The sequence below is a fragment of the Thermoleptolyngbya oregonensis NK1-22 genome, assembly GCF_032705245.1.
Lineage (GTDB): Bacteria > Cyanobacteriota > Cyanobacteriia > Elainellales > Elainellaceae > Thermoleptolyngbya > Thermoleptolyngbya sichuanensis.
Genome location: NZ_CP053540.1, coordinates 3,079,541 through 3,098,860, shown reverse-complemented (window position 1 = coordinate 3,098,860; position 19,320 = coordinate 3,079,541). Strand labels below are relative to the sequence as shown.

At 56.1% G+C, this 19,320-nt stretch carries 14 protein-coding genes; 7 read left to right on the top strand and 7 right to left on the bottom strand.

Features of this window, described 5'->3' with window-relative positions; translation table 11 throughout:
* Window positions 1–32: 32 nt before the first annotated feature.
* Together HNI00_RS13205 and HNI00_RS13200 are read right to left on the bottom strand one after the other, a co-directional pair.
* Window positions 33–470, bottom strand: a complete 438-nt coding sequence (locus HNI00_RS13205) for a hypothetical protein (RefSeq protein ID WP_316786864.1) — start codon at window positions 468–470, stop codon at window positions 33–35.
* Window positions 471–614: 144 nt separating this feature from the next.
* The gene (locus tag HNI00_RS13200; RefSeq protein ID WP_316786863.1) at window positions 615–1,094 is read right to left on the bottom strand and encodes a hypothetical protein; all 480 of its coding nucleotides are present in this window, start codon (window positions 1,092–1,094) and stop codon (window positions 615–617) included.
* Between the two features lie 807 nt (window positions 1,095–1,901).
* Between HNI00_RS13200 and cimA the strand changes: the two genes are divergently transcribed.
* On the top strand, window positions 1,902–3,548 hold the full coding sequence (cimA, locus tag HNI00_RS13195) for a citramalate synthase (protein WP_297075613.1): 1,647 nt from the start codon (window positions 1,902–1,904) through the stop codon (window positions 3,546–3,548).
* A gap of 99 nt (window positions 3,549–3,647) precedes the next feature.
* On the top strand, window positions 3,648–4,451 hold the full coding sequence (locus tag HNI00_RS13190; RefSeq protein WP_316786857.1) for a MinD/ParA family ATP-binding protein: 804 nt from the start codon (window positions 3,648–3,650) through the stop codon (window positions 4,449–4,451).
* 119 nt (window positions 4,452–4,570) lie between these two features.
* Here the strand turns inward: HNI00_RS13190 and HNI00_RS13185 are convergent, their stop codons facing one another.
* Together HNI00_RS13185 and HNI00_RS13180 are read right to left on the bottom strand one after the other, a co-directional pair.
* Window positions 4,571–4,918: a DUF952 domain-containing protein gene (locus tag HNI00_RS13185; protein ID WP_316786855.1), complete on the bottom strand. Its 348-nt coding sequence runs from the start codon at window positions 4,916–4,918 to the stop codon at window positions 4,571–4,573.
* Between the two features lie 76 nt (window positions 4,919–4,994).
* Complete coding sequence (locus tag HNI00_RS13180; protein ID WP_316786853.1) at window positions 4,995–7,781, bottom strand: ATP-binding response regulator; 2,787 nt, start codon at window positions 7,779–7,781, stop codon at window positions 4,995–4,997.
* A 402-nt stretch (window positions 7,782–8,183) separates the two neighbouring features.
* Here HNI00_RS13180 and HNI00_RS13175 point away from each other — a divergent pair, with 402 nt between their 5' ends.
* The 5 genes from HNI00_RS13175 (at window position 8,184) to HNI00_RS13155 (ending at window position 13,461) form a co-directional block, all read left to right on the top strand.
* On the top strand, window positions 8,184–9,038 hold the full coding sequence (locus HNI00_RS13175) for a circadian clock protein KaiA (RefSeq protein WP_316786851.1): 855 nt from the start codon (window positions 8,184–8,186) through the stop codon (window positions 9,036–9,038).
* 94 nt (window positions 9,039–9,132) lie between these two features.
* The gene (kaiB, locus tag HNI00_RS13170) at window positions 9,133–9,447 is read left to right on the top strand and encodes a circadian clock protein KaiB (RefSeq protein ID WP_068507005.1); all 315 of its coding nucleotides are present in this window, start codon (window positions 9,133–9,135) and stop codon (window positions 9,445–9,447) included.
* A 235-nt stretch (window positions 9,448–9,682) separates the two neighbouring features.
* The gene (gene kaiC, locus HNI00_RS13165; RefSeq protein ID WP_172356476.1) at window positions 9,683–11,248 is read left to right on the top strand and encodes a circadian clock protein KaiC; all 1,566 of its coding nucleotides are present in this window, start codon (window positions 9,683–9,685) and stop codon (window positions 11,246–11,248) included.
* Between the two features lie 75 nt (window positions 11,249–11,323).
* A complete protein-coding gene (locus HNI00_RS13160) occupies window positions 11,324–11,962 on the top strand; it encodes a cofactor assembly of complex C subunit B (RefSeq protein WP_316786846.1) in 639 nt (212 codons plus the stop codon).
* Between the two features lie 260 nt (window positions 11,963–12,222).
* Window positions 12,223–13,461, top strand: a complete 1,239-nt coding sequence (locus HNI00_RS13155; RefSeq protein ID WP_316786844.1) for an AbrB family transcriptional regulator — start codon at window positions 12,223–12,225, stop codon at window positions 13,459–13,461.
* Here the strand turns inward: HNI00_RS13155 and HNI00_RS13150 are convergent.
* The 3 genes from HNI00_RS13150 to HNI00_RS13140 form a co-directional block, all read right to left on the bottom strand.
* The gene (locus HNI00_RS13150) at window positions 13,420–13,710 is read right to left on the bottom strand and encodes an IS1/IS1595 family N-terminal zinc-binding domain-containing protein (RefSeq protein WP_172356482.1); all 291 of its coding nucleotides are present in this window, start codon (window positions 13,708–13,710) and stop codon (window positions 13,420–13,422) included. The two genes, HNI00_RS13155 and HNI00_RS13150, sit on opposite strands and share 42 nt — an antisense overlap.
* Window positions 13,711–14,734: 1,024 nt before the next feature.
* On the bottom strand, window positions 14,735–16,132 hold the full coding sequence (locus HNI00_RS13145; RefSeq protein ID WP_316786842.1) for a hybrid sensor histidine kinase/response regulator: 1,398 nt from the start codon (window positions 16,130–16,132) through the stop codon (window positions 14,735–14,737).
* A 7-nt stretch (window positions 16,133–16,139) separates the two neighbouring features.
* Window positions 16,140–19,112, bottom strand: a complete 2,973-nt coding sequence (locus HNI00_RS13140) for a response regulator (protein ID WP_316786840.1) — start codon at window positions 19,110–19,112, stop codon at window positions 16,140–16,142.
* Window positions 19,113–19,320 lie beyond the last annotated feature (208 nt).

Sequence of the window (19,320 nt, the reverse complement as noted above, 5' to 3'; positions counted from 1 at the left end):
GCAGAAGGAGGGGGGTGAAACAGTCCACTACCCTACCATAGACCCCTAACGGGTGTCTGCGCTGGAGCCGCTGGGGCAGGTTGGGGCTGGAAGGTCGAGTCTGGTTGTGGAAAGCTGCCGGGATCAGGCGAAAAGGTGGCCTCACCACCGGCTGAGGCAGGAGCCTGCTGAACGGGCGTTTCTCCAGCGGGGGTTGTGGCATCCCCCCCAACCGCAGCAGGGCCCCCAACCGCAGCAGGGCTGGGAGCGGGCTGAGTCTGCTGACTGGTGCGAAAGATATTGGGGATGGGAAGCCTGGGTAGCGACAGCGTAGCGGAGGGATTCCTGACTGCATTGGACAGCAACAGCGCGGCGATCACCCCCAGCACAGAAAACGCAATCAGCCGCACTGCCCCGGTTGCCAGCGTATTAATCAAAGCACCCAACACCAGGATGATGAGAATGAAACCCACGATAGAGATCGTATTCATGCAGTTAGCCCCCTCCAGAGTTCACTCGACATCTCGATGTATCGTGCCTATCATGCCGCGTTCCCATCTCGCTTTCTCAAGTCTATGCCGGACGGCTGCCCTCAGATAAGCTTGCGGCATTACGTCCGCCTCAACTCTGCCGGATTACCACAGCGCTCGAATTGGGCCGCGGCCACCAGAGCCGTAATAGTAGGTTCCGTCGTAATAGTAGCCGTCGCCATAATAGACCCCAGACGGCCCTCCCATGCCATCGTAGGTGGGGCCGTCGCCATAGATGGGGCCATCCCCATAGATGGGGCCATCGCCGTAGATGGGGCCGCCCGTATCTTGGGTGCTGCGGCTGGGAGCCTGATTGGTGGTCTGGGGAACGGTTTGGGGATTGACCTGAGTCCGGGTGGAGGGCAGGTTGGCAGGGGCCTGAGCCGCAGGAGGCTGTTCCCGCGTTGGACGCAGGGATGGTGGCGTGAACGAAATCGGCCAGCGGGTCTGGAAAATCGTCAGCGCGAAAAACACCAGCAGCCCAAAGCCCAAGTAGCGATACCAATCCCTTGCCAGGATGTTGACCAGGGCAGCCAGGATCAAAAAGGCGATGAGAAATCCAAGAAACTCAGCAGTTAACAGCATGACCTGCTCCCCAAAATAGCCCCTAGTCCACACTTCCTTTGGATTTGGACATAGAGGGCGATCGCCCTCCAGCCTCCGTCATCCCTCACCGTAAACTTCATCTGCAAACTGCCCGACCGCAAGCTGCCTGACCGCAGACTGCCTGACCGCAGACTGCCCGACCGCAAACTGCCCGACTTCCACAAGTTGCTTAACACCTCAGTCTGGCAAGCCAACCGCCGATCCTTCGTGGGAGAATTGGAAGACAGCGACAGCCGTGCCCAACCTGGATAATCCCAGACTGACCCTGCCCCCTCTGCCTGCACGGCGCAAGTGCCGCCAGCGCCCAGTTCACACCCGTTGCTCAGATACATGATTCAGACTAAGCCAACTAAACCAATTGTTATGAAGGTCAATCCCCTGCTGTAATAGGATCTGACGGAGATAGTTTCCTGCTTTGTCCTCAGACAGTTTTCCTGTTTTCCTATTTCCTAAAGTCTGCACTATCGGCATAGACCTCGCACGGCGAAGAAACAGAACAACTTGGCTGGAGCAGTTCGGTAGTACCCTCAAAAGCACCCTCAAAGTCGAAGCTCTGAAAAATCGAAGTTCTAAGGACTGGAACTCTGCAAAATCAGCCGAATACACGAATACTGAAATACATTTGTCCATCTAAACTCCATCTGAACTTTAACATTCCTTTTTGACTTGCATTCACCTCCCTCAGGGAGTCTTTTGAAAAATCTTTTGAAGCGTTTGGGAAACGCAAGGTTTGCCCTTATCCTCCTGATTTCTCCTGATTTCTACCCTCTAACCCCGCACCTCTCAATGACCACTGCCGAACCGATCTGGATTTACGACACCACCCTGCGCGACGGTGCCCAGCGAGAAGGGCTGTCGCTTTCCCTAGAAGACAAGCTGCGAATCGCCCACCAGCTTGACCAGATGGGCATTCCCTTTATCGAAGGCGGCTGGCCGGGCGCGAACCCCAAAGACGTGCAGTTTTTCTGGCAAATCAAAGAAGAACCGCTGTCTCAGGCGGAAATTGTGGCCTTCTGTTCTACTCGCCGACCGGGGCGCACCGCTGCCGAAGACCCGATGCTGCAACCGATTTTGTCGGCGGGGACGCGCTGGGTAACGGTGTTTGGGAAGTCGTGGGATCTGCACGTTATCGAAGGGCTGAAGACCACGCTGGATGAAAACCTGGAGATGATCCGCGACACGCTGAGCTATTTCCGCAGCCAGGGGCGGCGCGTGATCTACGACGCGGAGCATTGGTTTGACGGGTATCGGCAAAATCCTGACTATGCGCTGGAAACCCTGGGGGCGGCGATCGCCGGAGGGGCGGAATGGCTCGTCCTCTGTGACACCAACGGCGGCACGCTGCCCCAAGATGTGGCCACGATTACCCGCGCGGTGTCCAAATACATTGTCAATCACCTGGCCAGCCACCCGCTCGACCCCGATCGCCCTGCCCCGCAAATCGGCATCCATACCCACAATGACTCTGGCACGGCGGTGGCCAATGCCCTAGCAGCCGTGGGCGAGGGCGCACGCATGGTGCAGGGCACGATCAACGGCTACGGCGAGCGCTGCGGCAATGCCAACCTATGCACGCTGATCCCCAACCTCCAACTGAAGCTGGGCTATGCCTGCGTCCGTGAGGAGCAACTGGCCAAACTGACCGACACCAGCCGCCTGATCAGCGAGATTGTCAATCTGGCCCCAGACGACCACGCGCCGTTTGTGGGACTCTCTGCCTTTGCCCACAAGGGCGGCATCCACGTCAGCGCCGTAGAGCGCAACCCGCTGACCTACGAACACATCCGCCCAGAGCAGGTGGGCAACCGCCGCCGCATTGTGATTTCTGACCAGGCCGGGCTGAGCAATGTGCTGGCCAAGGCCCGCAGCTTTGGCATCGAGCTAGAAAAGGATGATCCCACCTGTCGCCATATTTTGCAGCACTTGAAAACGCTGGAAAACGAAGGGTATCAGTTTGAAGCGGCGGAGGCTAGCTTTGAGCTGCTGATGCGGGAGGCGCTGGGGCAGCGGCAGCGGTTCTTTGAGCTACAGGGCTTTCAGGCGCGATGCGATATGGCTCCAGAGATGAATGATGGCAATTCCTACGCGCTGGCAACGATCAAGGTCCGGATTGACGGCAAGGACTATCTGGAGGCGGCTGAGGGCAATGGCCCCGTGTCGGCGCTGGATGCAGCCCTGCGGAAGGCGCTGGTGAATGTTTACCCGGCGATCGCCCAATTCCACCTGACAGATTACAAAGTGCGGATTCTCGATGGCGGCGCAGGGACTTCGGCCAAAACCCGCGTGCTGGTAGAGTCGAGCAATGGCCACCAGCGCTGGACGACCGTGGGCGTGTCTACCAACATCATCGAAGCGTCTTATCAGGCGGTGGTGGAGGGGCTGGAATATGGTCTGCTGCTACAAAATCAGGCGGAGGCAGTGCTTAGCACCTGAAGCCGAAACTTGGCCGATGCAGCAGGGATTAATCCTATTCCTGCAAAACTTCGTCATACTGATGAGAAATAACGTGAGAAATAACGGGGTTGCCCCTCTATGCCCACGTTGATTTCACTCCAGTCCTGTCGCCACGGGATCGGCAGAACCAATCTGACGGCAAATTTGGCAGCTTGCATTGCCACCCAGGGCTACCGTGTGGGCGTTCTGGATGCCGATGGCGCTGCGCCAGGCATTCATGCCCTGTTTGGTCGAACGGCTGCGTTGGACGATATGGCGATTAATCAGGACGTGTGGAGCAACTGGACAAGCGATTCCGCATGGGGCGATCGCCCGCTACCCTTTTCAAGTACTGCTATTCCGATAGGCCAAGGCACTGTGCTGCTGCTGGGGGGCGATCTGTGCCTGGTGCCGCCCGACCTGCGGGTGCGGGATGTGCAGCGATGTCTTCAGCAGGGCTACGATCCTGATCCCCTGGGGCAAGGCCTCCGCACCGTGGCAGAGCGACTGGGGCTAGAGTTTCTGCTCATCGACACTTATCCCGAACTGGACGAAGGCACAATGCTATGGATGGCAGTGTCCGATGCAGTCGTTTTGGTGCTGGGGCTGGATGCAACCGAGTTTCAAAGCCTGGCCGTGCGGATGGACATTGCTCGCACACTAGAAGTCCCTCAAGTCTGGCTATTGGCTAACCAGGTGCCGCCTGCCTATAGGCTAGGAGAAGTCTGGCGCAAGCTGGAGCATAGCTATGGCAAGGCCCTGATTGGCGTGTTGCCGACGGTAGATGAGATGCTGGCGCTGGGCAGCAGTGGGCTGTTTTACCCGACCTATCCTGACCATCCGCTCAGTCTTGCGCTAGAGGCGATCGCCCATCAGTTGATCAAAGCGCCTGTGATCAACTGAGTCAAAGCGCCTGTGATCAAAGCGCTCGCGCCCATCGCTCAGTTGCGATCTGTTTCTGCCGATTTGCCGCCAGATCCCAAATCTGTAGATTAGGCACGAAAGATTAGGCATGAAACGCGCTACCGAGGCGTAAGGGCGATCGCAAATGATCCGTCTGCGCTGGGTTGCAGCGGCTCCACGCGCACCACGGCATCCAGATTGAGCGGGCCGTAGAGGTGGGGAAAGTGGCGGTCCACGGGCACACCCGCTACCTCGTCATACTGAAGCGGAGCCTGGAGGCGATCGCCCTCAATCCACAGCAGCACCAACCCCGTCTGCCCCGCGAAGAAAGTATTCGCCACCCAGCTAATTTGCGCTGCGGTGGAACAGTGCATAAAGCCCTCTGCGTCCAAACTGGGGGCCCGATACTCGCCCAACGCCTGGGCCCGCTGCCATTGGGGTTGAGTCGTAATGTGGAACAGGAGCATAGGCAGGCACTAGAAAACGTGATGGACAACCACAGGATGGACGGGTGAGATGCCTTCGAGAACCGAACTCCAAGACTCACCCACGCCCGCTTGCCACCTGAATGACCTGAAACAGCGCCGATTCTTCGACCGCGCCAAACGCATCGACGGGGGTCAGCGGTGCCAGACAGGGAAACACCGTCAGCCCCGGCACACGGTTGGCAGATTGGGTGGTTTCCGGAGTGAGGGTAATCATCGGCACGGTACTCAGCACCGTATGTTCATAGAGATGGTTGAAATAGGTCGTGGGATCGGGCAGGCTGCCTTCTAGCACAACCACATGGGGCTTCCAGACCCGCGCCAGCAAATCTGCCTGGTCGAGATCACTCACCTCTACCACCCGGTAGGGGTAGCTGTGCAGTAGCTCCGACACGCTGGGGCCGTCGGCAGAGAGCGCCTGGGGCGACAGACGCAGATGCAGCACGGTCAGGCGATTGGCAGGAATCGGCGACCACTCATCCGGTGTCTGGGTGGCTTCCAGAATGCTCTTGCGAAGAGACTCAGGGTGGATGGGGTGACTCAGGCAAGCGCTGGCCCCGTAGGCGATCGCCCTCGGTTTTTCCTCCGTGCTGCCGCTCCAGATGACGGGCGTGGCGCGAGTGTCGATGCCGGCCTTGAGCAGCGTTAGCACGTCCCAGCCCGACAGCAGCGGCAGATTCGGGTTCAAAATCACCAGCGCAGGCTGGAGCCGCCGCACTTTTTCCAGGGCTTCGGTGCCGCTGCGGGCGATTGCCACCCGATAGCCCAACTGGCGCAAACCAGTATCCAGCATCTCAATTCGGGCCGTGCCCGACTCGGCCACCAGCACAAGCCGCTGCTGAAGTTTTCGGGATGCATGAAGCGGCAGTTTGGTCGGCCGGGGCTGCAAATCTTTGGGCAACAGCACCGTAAAGCGACTGCCCTTGCCTTCCTCAGAGATAAAGGTAACGTCGCCACCGTGCAGTCGGGCAATGCGCTGCGTCAGCACCAATCCCAGCCCAGTGCCTTCAAACCGTCGCGTTAAGGGGTTTTCAAGCTGCTGAAATTTTTGGAAGATGAGATGCTGCTTGTCCGCCGCGATGCCAATGCCCGTATCCCAAACCGTAAAAGCCACCCAGCCATCCCAAGTAGTCACTTCCAGCCCCACCTTGCCCGTCGTCGGCGTAAACTTGAGCGCGTTGGAGAGCAGGTTGGTCAGCATTTGCCGCAACCGCAGGTCATCCGCCGTCATTTCGCTCAGCCCCGGCTGGATGTTTAGGCTAAATTCTGGTTCTTCAAGCGTCTCAGCGGCTTTTCCGGCTTCAGACACAGAGACTTCCTGATGAAGCTGGCGGGCCTGCTCATAGGCCCGATGACAGAGGGAAGCTAGCTCGACGGATTCCAGATTTAGCTCAAGCTGCCCAGTTTCGATCCGGGTCAGATCCAGAATATCGTTCACAATCAGCGTCAGGTGGCGACCGCTCTGATAGATCAGTTGGGCATAGCGGGCCTGGCGATCGTTGAGGGGCCCAACTAGCTGCTCCTTGAGCAGGCTCGATAGACCCAGCACCGCTGTCAGCGGGGTTTTCAGCTCGTGGCTGATGCAGGACAAGAACTCGTCCTTGAGGCGGTTAAGCTGGGCCAGATCAGCGGTTTTTGCGGCCAACTCTCGCGCCATCTGGTGCTGCTCGGTTACATCTTGAGCAATCACCAGCCAGAGGGGCTGGAGGTCTGGCGTGCTGCTTTTGCCCAACGAGAACCGGGTCAATTGCCACACGCGGTCTGGAAAATATTCCTCGTCGGGGCTGTCGGAAAGGATGTCTTGGGGATGAAGATGGCGCGGCTGGGGCGAGGGCGGCAGGGTAGAGACGCGGTTGGGCGGAGTCGGGGTTGGCTCTTTGGGGATTCGCTGGTGCAGCGTATGGGCTTTTTGGGTGGGGCTGTGGGTAGGGTTGTGGGTGGGGCTGTGGGTCGGCCAAGCTGCCGCAGGTTTTGGCCGCCCGGTGGGTGGCTTTGTTTCGAGACGGCAAAACGGCGGCAACCGCACCTCTGTCTGAGAAACGCCGGCCGCCTCCATCGCGGCGATCGCCTCCAGCACCTTGGGTTCGTCGCCAATCTGCTGCTGCCAGCCCTGACTGTAGGCCACCCCTCCACAATCTGCTCGCCACAGGATCATCGGCACAGGTAGCCCTTTGACCAGCCCCACCAGTCCCGACCCCAGCGGCGGTTCACCCTGGGCTGGCTGAGCCTTGTGTCTGGATCGCCCAAAGGAGGGCGAGGCCGTGCCAACGGCAATCTGCCAGGGGCGATCGCCCGCGCTATTCTCAGGTTTGACGGCAGGCAGGGCAGAGGGGGGTTCAGGCGCGTGTGGTGGGAAAGATGGGTCGGTCGGTGATGCTGAAGCAGCCAGAGCATCGGGAGCAGCGAAAGCGGACGGCCCATCAGCCCTCGCTGGCAGAACGGCAAAATGTCGCCAAAAGGCGATCGCATCTACTGCGCCCAGCACCTTGCCCGCCTCATCCACCAGCACCCACGGCGGATCGCTGGCATGGAGCCAGTGCCAACCCTCGGTCACTTCCCAATCGGCTGGCAGCACTGTCAGCGGTTGCAGCAGCGCAGGATGATCGATCAAAATATCTTCTAGGCAGGTGTCTAGCAGCGGGGTCGCCTCGGTGGGCAGGTCTAGGTGCAAGAGTGTCAGGATACGGCTGATTTGCAGCCGACCCAGCGGCGCACCCTGTTCATCCACGGCGATCGCCTCAGTTGTCTCTTGCTGCCGACCCTGAGCCATTAGCCCAATCAGCGTCTCTTTGATAGAGACTGACAACACGGGTTCCAAAAAATCGCGCAGTCGTGGAATGGGCATAGCACCAAGGCAGAACTCCGGGTCGGTGAGCGCCATAACCTAAAACCCACTAAACCCAATAAACTCCAGGACTTACGCACTTGCGATAAGCTTTCTAGGTTTTGGACGATTTCTCGCGGGCTACGCCCGCGAGAAATCGTCCAATTGCGTAAGTCCTAAACTCATTATGGTGGTGTGATCCAGGGATTGGAAACGTTTGCCCCGATAACTAGTGTTAAACTTCTAACATTAGTGCTAAATGTTGCGTTTCCCGACGATTTTGTCTTAAGAACTATCACCTTTTTTGCAGATTTCTTGCAAAATCTTTGAGATTTTTGCCAACTCGCTCATTGCAATCCCTGACTCACGCCCTTGCTCTCTCTCTGCGCGTTAATCTACCCCCAGAGCCTGCTTCCTTCACTCTTGCAGGCTTGGCAAAGCGATATGATGATCGGGGGCGATCGCTCTCGATGTCAGGTCACGTCTTTCTACCAACTCGACCTCTTTCTAGACTACGTTCAGCGCGAAAAGCGTCAGATTGACTGTCTGCTGTTTGAGAACAGCCCCGACCTCAAAACAGTCCTCTCTCAGCTTCGCCAGAGGAGTATCTTTCTGCCTGCCATCGTGCTAGAGCCAGAACCCCTCCAGCCCGTGCCCTCTGACGATGCAATTTTCGACGAGCTGCTTCAAGAAGCAGATGCCATCACCTACCACTCGGCGATCCTGCACGTCCCGGTAACTCAGTTCTCCGAACTAGACCATCTAACCGAAAAGGCGATCAACCAATTCCTCAAGCTGTCTGCAACCCCCTCCAGTTTGAATCCGTCTACCCCCAGTCGGGTTGGCACGCTTACGACCCATTCCTCTCTGATTCAGCAGCAGCGTCGCCTCTCTGAGAAGTTGAGCGAACGCCTGGGATACCTGGGGGTCTACTACAAGCGTAATTCCGCAAACTTCCTTCGACACATGCCCCCCCCAGAGCGGCAGGAATTTCTGGAACAACTTAAGGCCGAATACCGAGAGATCATTCTCCGCTACTTTACAGAAGACTCACATCTCAACGAAAAAATCGATAACTTCGTGAACCTAGCGTTTTTTGCCGACGTGCCAGTGGCGCAGGTCGTTGAGATTCATATGGAGTTAATGGATGAGTTTGCTAAACAGCTCAAACTGGAGGGACGCAACGACGAAATTCTGCTCGACTATCGGCTGACTTTGATTGATGTGATTGCCCATCTGTGTGAGATGTATCGCCGCTCGATTCCTCGCGAAGCCTGAATCCGCTGTACCTTGCTGGCTCGTTGCAAATCTCACTATCTATCCGCCCAGGTTTATATCAATATCTTTATTCGATTGCCTTTCCCATCAACCCATGAGTCCCCTAAGAAAAACCTACATCCTCAAGCTCTACGTTGCCGGGAATACTCCGAACTCCGTGCGGGCGCTGAAAACCCTGAACCACATCCTGGAGAATGAGTTTCAGGGGGTCTACGCGCTCAAAGTGATTGACGTGCTGAAGAACCCCCAGCTTGCGGAGGAAGACAAAATTCTGGCAACGCCAACCCTGGCTAAGATTCTGCCGCCCCCCGTCCGCAAGATCATTGGCGATCTGTCCGACCGAGAAAAAGTCTTGATCGGCCTTGACCTTCTGTATGATGAATTGGGTGAAGAGGAAGCAGAAATCTAGAGTGTCTGGGATTTCTGTAGGGTGCTGGCTGCGTTTTTACCGGACTGGCTGCGTTTTTGGACCGCGTGTGGGGATAGGGCGATCGCCCGTCTGCACGACTACCCTACACGACGACCTGTCTCTTCTAAAGCTGCCTCATAAACCCCCATCGATTCCAGCAGCAAACCTCATTGAATCTTCGTTTCGAGTCTTCAAATTTTCTAAAAGTTTCTAAATCTTTGGTAGATATCTGGGTATGAACGATTCGAGTCAGACTGGACAGCAGCAGAACGGCGCGGCTCTCATGGGTGTCCAGAAGATTCGCACCATGATTGAGGGCTTTGACGACATTAGCAACGGTGGGCTGCCAGTCGGACGCGCCACGCTCGTTAGCGGCACCTCTGGAACTGGCAAAACCCTCTTTGCAGTGCAGTTCCTCTACAACGGCATTACTCACTTCGACGAAGCAGGCATCTTCGTCACCTTTGAAGAAGCCCCTGCTGACATCATCAAAAACGCCTACAGCTTTGGCTGGGATCTGCAAAAGCTGATCGACGACGGCAAGCTGTTCATCCTCGATGCTTCGCCCGATCCCGAAGGGCAGGAAGTCGTCGGCAACTTTGACCTGTCGGCGCTGATCGAGCGGATTCAATACGCCATCCGAAAATACAAAGCCAAGCGCGTCTCGATCGACTCGGTAACGGCCGTGTTTCAGCAATATGCCGCCGTGTCTGTGGTGCGGCGCGAGATCTTTCGCCTGGTGGCTCGCCTCAAGCAGGTCGGCGCAACCACCATCATGACGACAGAGCGCGTCGATGAATACGGCCCCGTTGCCCGCTTTGGGGTCGAAGAGTTTGTCTCTGACAACGTGGTGATTGTGCGGAACGTGCTGGAGGGCGAACGCCGCCGCCGCACGATGGAAATCCTGAAGCTGCGCGGCACTACCCACATGAAGGGCGAATATCCCTTCACCATCACCAATCAGGGCATCAATATCTTCCCCCTGGGAGCCATGCGCCTGACCCAGCGCTCCTCCAATGCCCGCGTGTCGTCTGGCGTGGCAACGCTGGACTCGATGTGTGGCGGCGGCTTTTTCAAAGACTCGATCATCTTGGCAACCGGGGCAACGGGGACAGGCAAGACGCTGCTGGTCAGCATGTTTTTGCAAAACGCCTGTCAGAACGGCGAACGCGCCATCCTGTTTGCCTATGAAGAGTCGCGGGCGCAGCTTTCGCGCAACGCCTATTCCTGGGGTATCGACTTTGAGGACCTGGAGCAGCGCGGCCTGCTCAAAATCATCTGCGCCTATCCCGAATCGGCGGGTTTGGAAGACCACCTGCAAATCATTAAGTCAGAAATTGCCGAGTTCAAGCCGTCGCGCATTGCCATCGACTCGCTCTCGGCGCTGGCGCGGGGCGTGAGCAATAACGCCTTCCGGCAGTTTGTGATCGGCGTGACGGGCTATGCCAAGCAGGAGGAGATTACGGGCTTCTTTACCAACACCACGGATCAGTTTATGGGGTCGCACTCGATCACCGATTCCCACATTTCCACGATTACAGACACAATTTTGATGCTGCAATATGTGGAGATTCGCGGCGAAATGTCTCGCGCCATCAACGTCTTCAAGATGCGTGGCTCCTGGCATGACAAGGGCATCCGCGAATATATCATCAGCGAGAATGGGCCAGAGATTAAGGACTCGTTCCGCAACTTTGAGCGGATCATCAGCGGTTCGCCCACGCGCATCTCGGTAGACGAAAAGAACGAGCTATCGCGGATTGTGCGGGGCTTCCAGGAAAAGAGCGACGGCGAAGTTTAGAGTAGTTTTACGCTGTTTTATGTAGTTTTAGGTCTACGCAGTTTTAGGCTAGGTATTGCGCGTTGAGCAAATCTTGTGAGCAAGGCTGATCCAAACCGGGTGCTGCGCCTGATGCCGCTGGCGGTGGGCGGGCTGGGCGGCACGCTGCTGCTGATTAACCGACTGGCTACGTCAAATCTGACGGATTTTCAAGCCCGGTCGGACGTGGTGGGGGTGATTTTGAGTGCGGTGCTGATTCTTACTGGGCTGCTGTGGCAGCGCATCCAGCCGCGATCGCCCGATGCGGTCATCCTCAACGGCGAAGAAGGGTTTGACCTGGCAGAAGATCTGCCCGACGCTGCCAAGCTGGAGCTGGCCTGGGCTTCGCACCTGCTGTTGACCAATACTGTGACGCGATCGCTCGTGGTGTGGCAAGACGGGCGCGTGCTGCTGCGGCGCGGTGTGCTGGGTCCCAAAGTCATGAAAACCCCTGGCCCTATTGTGCAGCGGGCGCTGGATACCCAGAAGCCGATTTATCTGGTGAACTTGCAACTCTATCCCGGCAAGATTGAGTTCGACTATCTGCCAGACAATACCCAGGGCGTAATCTGCCAGCCGATGGGCGATCGCGGCGTGATCATCTTAGCCGCCAATGCCCCCCGCAGCTATACCCGCCAGGACGAAATCTGGATTGCCGGAATCGCCGACAAGCTGGGCGAGACGCTCCGCCTGTAGGGACGATTCCTGCGCCTGTCCCGATTTCCAACCTGAATAATTGTCAGAACTTACGCACTTGCGATCGGCTCTTTGGGTTTTCGACGATTTCTCGCGGGCTGCGCCCGCGAGAAATCGTTCGACTGCGTAAGTCCTAATAAGTCCTAAATTGTGCTGAACTTACGCCAGAACCGCAGACCCTTGGCCGAGAGATTGGAGGGGGCAGGAATTGCTATACACTCATGCCAGGGACGTAGCCTCTCACCGCCTGCCTGTGCTGCATGACAGACCCGACCGCGCCACGGATTGAGCCACCTGAAGACACGATTGAGGCGATCGCCGCTGATTTAGAAAGTAGCCTTGGAGTCAAGGTATTGCGGGCGATCGCTGAGGTGATGCTGGCGGGTTTCATCGGGCTGGCGCTCATCATGCTGGGACTGGGCGGCGGCGCGTGGATTTTGGGCGGTGTTGCAGCCGGGGCGCTGGTCTTTTATGGCGATCGCACCTGGTTTCATCGACCTGCCCTGCCCAACAAAACCCTGCGAAAAATGGGTCAGGTGCTAATCGGTCTGGCGATTGGCTTTTCCATCCGGCAGTCTACGCTATCCAGCCTGTCGTCCCAAATTCCTGTGCTGGTGCTGCTGGGGATGACGCTCCTAGTCAGCGGCGGGGTGATTGGCTATTTCTATTCCCGTCTAGAGAAAGTAGACCTGCTAACGGGCGTGCTGGCGACGACCCCCGGCAATATCGGCGTGATGGCCAGCATCGCTGCTGACTACAGCAAAAACACCGCATTCGTCTCGCTAGTGCAGCTTTTGCGCTTCACCACGATTATTGCCGTGATTCCGCTGGTGGCGCAGGTTCCCCACACGACCGATTTACGCAGCACCCTGTCGGCCCTATTGCCTGATGCCTACTGGCTGACCCTGGGCAATGGTCTAGAGCTAGCTGCCGTGCTGGCGGCCGCAGCCCTCGCAGCCCAGTTGGGCACGCGGCTAAACATTCCCGTTGCCACCTTCTTTTGCCCCATCCTAGTAGGACTGGGGTTCGCGCCCCTGGGCTTTGCAGACTGGTTTGCGGACTGGTTTGCCGGACTGCCCAGCGGCGCTGATGCCAGCTTTAACCTGCCACCGCTGCTCAAGGTGGTGGGTCAGATTTTGCTGGGCACAACGATTGGCGAATATTGGGCAAATAGCCCGCGCATCACGTTTGGCACGCTAGCGCGGGCCATCATCCCGGTCACGTTGACCTTTAGTGCAGGGCTGCTCACGGCGGCGATCGCCAAAGCGCTGACCCCCTGGGACTGGCTCACTTGCTTGCTGATTGCGGCTCCGGGTGGCTCCCCAGAAATGATCTGGATTGCTCTCTCGCTCCAGCACGATGTGGAGCTAGTCACCGCCTCCCATTTGGTGCGCCTGCTGGTGATTAACCTGAGCCTACCAGGGCTGATCTGGCTCGCCAGCTACATAGATAGCCGCTTAGCTGCTCAGCAGGGCATCGTCGTCCATACTGAGCAGTGAAGACATCTCTTGCTGTTTCACCCAGTTAATCACTGTGTTGTGATTAATGCCCGTCAGCCGCTCAATCTCGTGAAAGTTAATGCCAGAGCGATGCATCCGCAGACAAATCTGGCGGGCATCTTCAGAGTATCCCCGCTGGGAATAGAACTCTACAAACTGGCGACCACAGCACTTGCAAAGGTAATTTTGTTTTCCTTGGCGATGGCCATTCTTCCGAATCTGGTTTGAACCGCATTGAGGACATTTCATAGCACAATTAACCAACTACATAAGCCTGAGCCATTACCCAATCTGGGCTGGCTCACGTTTCCAGCACAGCAACACAGCAACGTATCGGTCAGACAAGCCGACAATCGCTCTGACAGCCGAAAGTCAGAACTAAGCTCAAAGGTCGTGCTATTGGGGTAAAGCAAAGACCCTCTACGAAGACAGCGCTCTCGCTAGAGTCTGTAAACTTCGCCAAAACGCTTGCAGAGGGCAAACCCACAAGTGCGATCAAAGACCGGCACCCAGGCAATGCTACGACCTGAGACTGCTCGTGTATTTTGCTTATGTATCTCGCTTGGTGAAAGAAATGTCAAAAATACGCCGTGCGGCATACGGACTACTTACGCTTCGTTCCCAACTCCGACTTGACTCGAATCCTAAAATGCCAAGACAGTGCCAGCAGACTTACACCTCTCGCCAAAACAGCCGACAAGGAGTTGAGAAACCGCACAAAAAAGAGAACAAACCTTCTTGGACGAACTAAACCCGAAAACAGACACACCTAGACACGAACCCTGCAACTCGCAAAAACTCACCTGCCCCATTTGCAAAGCGGTTTTAGAGCGAATTACTCCTTAATACAATCCCATCTTTAGGTGAAAAAAAACATAGCAGTTTGGAAATTTAAGTCATCCATTCGGGGGATTGCCAAAAGACATAATGTTGCCCATTATAGAGATTTATCTATATTCAGAGTAGGCATTTAGGGGCGTACATACAGGTACTCTCGGAATAATCTCAGATAGATCAGCTTGCATAGGACTTACACAGTTAGACGATTCGCGAGAAATCGTCCAGAACCCAGAAAACTCATCGCAAGTGCGTGAGTCCTGGAGACATTTAAGACATTTAATCTATTTAAGATGCTCGCTAATGGGTTCGATCAGGCGCTAATGGGTTCGATCGGGCATTGCAGCGGCACAAAACCAACGCCGCCCAGCCAGATCCACAAACTGAAGGCACCCTGAAACTGCTCTCTGTAAGATAGTAAAATAGTGCGCCCGTTCTAAGGGCGAGAGACGGGAGAGAGCGCGAGATCGCTGATGGGCATGGAAATTGAAAATGTAGTGCAATGCTCCTCGAAGGCATAGGTGAGTCGCCCGTAGTGTTGCTCCTCGATAATGCGGCGAGCTGTCACTAGCCCCAGCCCCAGCCCTTTCCCCGCAGGCTTGGTGCTAAAAAATGGTTCAAACAGACGGCTCTGCTTTTCCTGGGAAAGACCAATGCCGTTGTCTTGAATCTGGAGCAGGACGCGCCGCTCCGACTCTTGTTGAATCGTGATCACCACCTCTGGCGTGTAGGGAACCTCTGAGGGGTTTTTCTCCAGATGGTCTAGTTTTGCTTCGACGGCATCGACAGCATTGACCAGTAGATTAAAAATTGCCTGACTGATTTGCTCAGCGTAGCAATTGACCAAGGGAATAGGCTGATAGTGTTTGCGAACCTGAATAGTTGTGTCTGTGGAGCGGTTTTCCAGACGATAGCGGAGGAGGGTTAAGACCGTTTCTACGGTATCTTGCAGGCTGATGCGCTTGAGGCCAGCTTCGTCCAGATGCGTGAAGCCACGCAGCGCCGACACGACAGTTTTGATGCGGGCTGCACCTGTTTTCATCGACTGCAAAATATTGTTCAGGTCGTCAACAACAAAATCTAAATCAACCTCGGTCTGGAAGTCGCGGATGGCAGCGGGTGGATCTGGGTAGTGTTGTTGGTAGAGATGGGACAACTCGACGAGGGTTTGCACGTACTGGCGGGCCGGCTCGACGTTGCCAGAAATAAAATTCAGCGGATTGTTGACTTCATGGGCAACGCCGGCCACGACCTTTTTCAGGGTGGACATTTTTTCCTGCTGGATCAGGGTTGCCTGCGCTCGTTTGAGATCTTCCAGGGTTTGCCGCAGCTTTTGGTTTTGAATTTTTTGCGATTCCTGGAGCGATCGCAACATGAGTTGGGTCTGAATCCGCACTAGTACTTCTTCCAGATGGAAGGGCTTGGTGATGTAGTCCGAACCACCGACCTTAAAGGCTTGGACTTTATCGAGGGCATCGCTGCCTGCACTGAGAAAAATAATCGGGATGTGCTGGGTTGCCGGATCGGTCTTGAGCCGGGTGCAAAGTTCATAGCCGCTCATCTCGCCCATGTTGACATCGAGCAAGATCAGGTCTGGCAGCAAAGCGGCGATCGCCCGCAGTGCCATTGCCCCGCTGGTGGCTTTGCGGACTTCGTAGCCCTGCGCCATCAGAAATTTTGACAAAAAGCGGATGTTATCGGGGATGTCGTCCACGATCAGCAGATCGGGTCGAGGTGAATTCGGCGGTTGCTCCGACGCTGAGATGAACAATGGGTTTAGGGTGGCGCTGGGCATAGAGTCTGGCATACTGGTGTGCTGAGATGTCTCAGCCATCAGGGGATTAGGATGCAGCATTAAGAAGAAGCGGCTGAGTCGCCGCCAGAATTTTGTCGAATTGGAATTCTTGGGCCAGGTGAGACAAAGCTTGATGCAGTTCGGCTTGATCGGAAGAAAGTTCGCCCAACAGGTCTAAAATCCGCAGGTCGTTTCCCTGGAGGGCAGCCTGATGGAGATTGGCGATCCAGGAGGCTGGAATCGACTGAAACTGCTCCGGCTCTAGCTGCATGGGGAGGGTTGTGCTGGCGTTGCCCGCTGCATGTTCTGACGGAACATCGTCGTAGACGTAACGCACAGAGAGATGGCGGGCGATCGCCTCAAAAATTTGCTCTCGCTTAAAGGGCTTGCTGATGAAGTCGTCACAGCCCATATTCAGGATTTGCTGGCGCTGTTCTCGAAAGGCGCTGGCCGTGAGGGCGATGATACAGGTGCGGCTGGCGGTGGGGTCAGTGTCTAACAGCTTCTCTTCTTCCTGACGAATCTGCCGAGTTGCCTCGTAGCCATTCATCACGGGCATTCGCATATCCATCAGGATGAGGTGGGGCCGCCAGGCTTTCCAGAGGGCGATCGCCTCTTGCCCATTAGTCGCCTGCTGCACCTCAAATCCGTGAATACTAAGCAAGCGGATCAGCAAATCTCGATTCACCGGATGATCTTCTACCACCAGCAGACGGCAAGTGGGCTGATCCATCGCCAACCCCAACACCCGCCCTTTCGGCTCCGTCGTTTCGGGGGTGCAAAGGAATTCATCCACCGCGTCTGCCTGGATGCAGAAGGTAAACACACTGCCTTGCCCCAGTTTGCTGTGAGCCGTAATATCGCCCCCCATCATCTGCACATACTTGCGGCTGATGGTCAGCCCCAGGCCGGTTCCTTCTGAAGCGTTCATGCCGCTGCGAGTCTGCTTGAACGGCTTAAAGAGTTGATCTAGCTCGTCTTCAGCGATGCCATAGCCCGTGTCTTCTACTTCAAACACCAGATACATGGGCGTGTATTTCTGAGCAGCCGCGTTGCCTGATTTGGGAGCAGACGGCAAGTGGGATGATGTTGGGCTGAGCCTGGGTTGCGCTTCCAACTTCACCGCTCCTTCGGAATGGGCTTCAGCATGGGCTGTAGAATGAGCCGCTGCACCAATGGAACCTAGATCTAAGTCGGCCGGTGAACGGTAGAACGCCAGCAGATCCGAGGCTGTCAAATTGCTGGAATGTGGAACTGCATGAACCCGTAGCGTCACACAGCCTTTTTCTGTAAATTTAACCGCATTGCCCAGCAGGTTGATGAGAACCTGGCGCAGCTTGCCTTCATCGGTGGCGATCGCCACGGGCAGATCCGCATCTAGCTCAAACACGAGCCGCAGCCCTTTCGCATTTGCCCGGACTTGCAGCATACTTTGCAAACTGTTGAGCAAATCCTGGAGGTTCACCACGCTCTCCTGAATGGTGAGTCGTCCTGCCTCAATCTTCGACATCTCCAGCACGTCGTTGATCAGGTGAAGCAGGTGTTCCCCGCTGGCTTGAATGGTATCCAAGTCATTTCGATAGTCTTGATGAAGACTGTGATCCAGGCTGAGCAATTGGGTAAGACCCAGGATGGCATTCAGCGGAGTCCGCAGTTCGTGGCTCATGTTGGCCAAAAACTCGCTCTTTGCGCGGTTTGCAGCATCGGCCTGATCTTTGGCCCGCTGCAAGTCATCTGCCTGGGTCCGCGTTTGGGCAAGCAGTTCTGCCTGCTGCACCGCAACCCCTAGCTGACTGCCAATTTGCAGAATCATCTGCACTTCGTTCTCTTGCCACTGGCGCGGAGCGCTGTTTTGGTAGGCGGCAAGTAGCCCCCAAAGCTGATTGCGACAAAAGATGGGGACGATCGTATACGCACGAGCCTGCAAGGTTTCTAAAACATTGAGGTAGCAGGGAGAAAAGCCAGCCGTGTAGATATCCGGAACGCAGCAGTACGCGCCGGTCTTGCGCCGATAGATACCGCCTTCGGTATTTTGCAGGTAGGTATCCCGGATTAGGGTTTCGGTGCCATCAAATTGTTTGACAGTGCAGCCCGTCTGGTTGACCAGCGTGCTGGCTTCAGGAGGCGGGTTCGTCCCCCTTGGGCTGGACAGATTTTTGGGACTGGATAGATCTACGGAGCTGCGAGAAGCGTTGTGAGAGTGGTGTGAATTCGTGTTTTCTAGGCTGGAAGAAAGCGACGAAGCGTAGTCGGTCACTTCTGACGACACGACAATTTTGCTCCAGCCGTCGGCGACCGATTCGGCAACCACCTCGCCGCTCCAGTCTGGGTTGAATCGATAGATGAGGGTGCGATCGCACGCCAGCGTTTGCCGCAGTTCGTGGGTGGTCGTTTCAAAAATGTGGCTGAGGCTGAGGCTCTGGCGCATCCGCTGCACCACGCGGGCGATCGCCTGTTCCCGCTCAAACGACTGCTGTAGCTTGCGTTCGGCAATGGTGCGTTCTTCGATCTCCTGGCGCATCGCCTCGTTGGTTTTCAGCAGTTCGCTGGTGCGCTCTTGTACTCGCACCTCCAGCAGAGACTCTGCCTGCTTGCGCTGCTCCACCTCGGCGGCAAGCTGATGGTTTAGCCGCTCTAGCTGCTCAGGGCTTTTGAGGGCCAAAAATTGCGGCACCAGTTCCACCAGTTGCAGCGCTGTATAGCAAGACACCAGTGCAGTTAGCGCCCGTTCCAACCCCGAAAGCCAATAGTCCGGATGCCACAGCGTCCAGATGTCGAACAGGTGCCCAATGCCACACAGCACGATAAACGCGCTGAATAGGAAAAACACCCTGGAAAAGGGCAAGTCTTCGCGCTTGCGGACGAAGTAAATCAGGATCGCTGGAATAGAAAAGTAGGCGATCGCCACCAGGGCATCACTGACCACATGCAGGCTGACCAGCGGTGTCTGCCAGAGATAACAATGCCCGTGGGGCATATACTGCTCGGACGACAGAAGACCCTTCAATGGATTAAACATTTTGCTACCAAACCGCAAACAAACAAGAAACGCACTGAACTCAGTCTAGGGAGAAACCGCCAGTCGGAGAAAACAGCTTAAAGGGCAAATCGAGCTAACTATCAAACACAGATGCAGAGATGAGGGATGTTAAAGATAAGGAGTTTGGTAAAAATAGTCACCCTTTAGGAGGTTGACAGAGTTTCTGAAATGTCGAAAATAGCTCGAA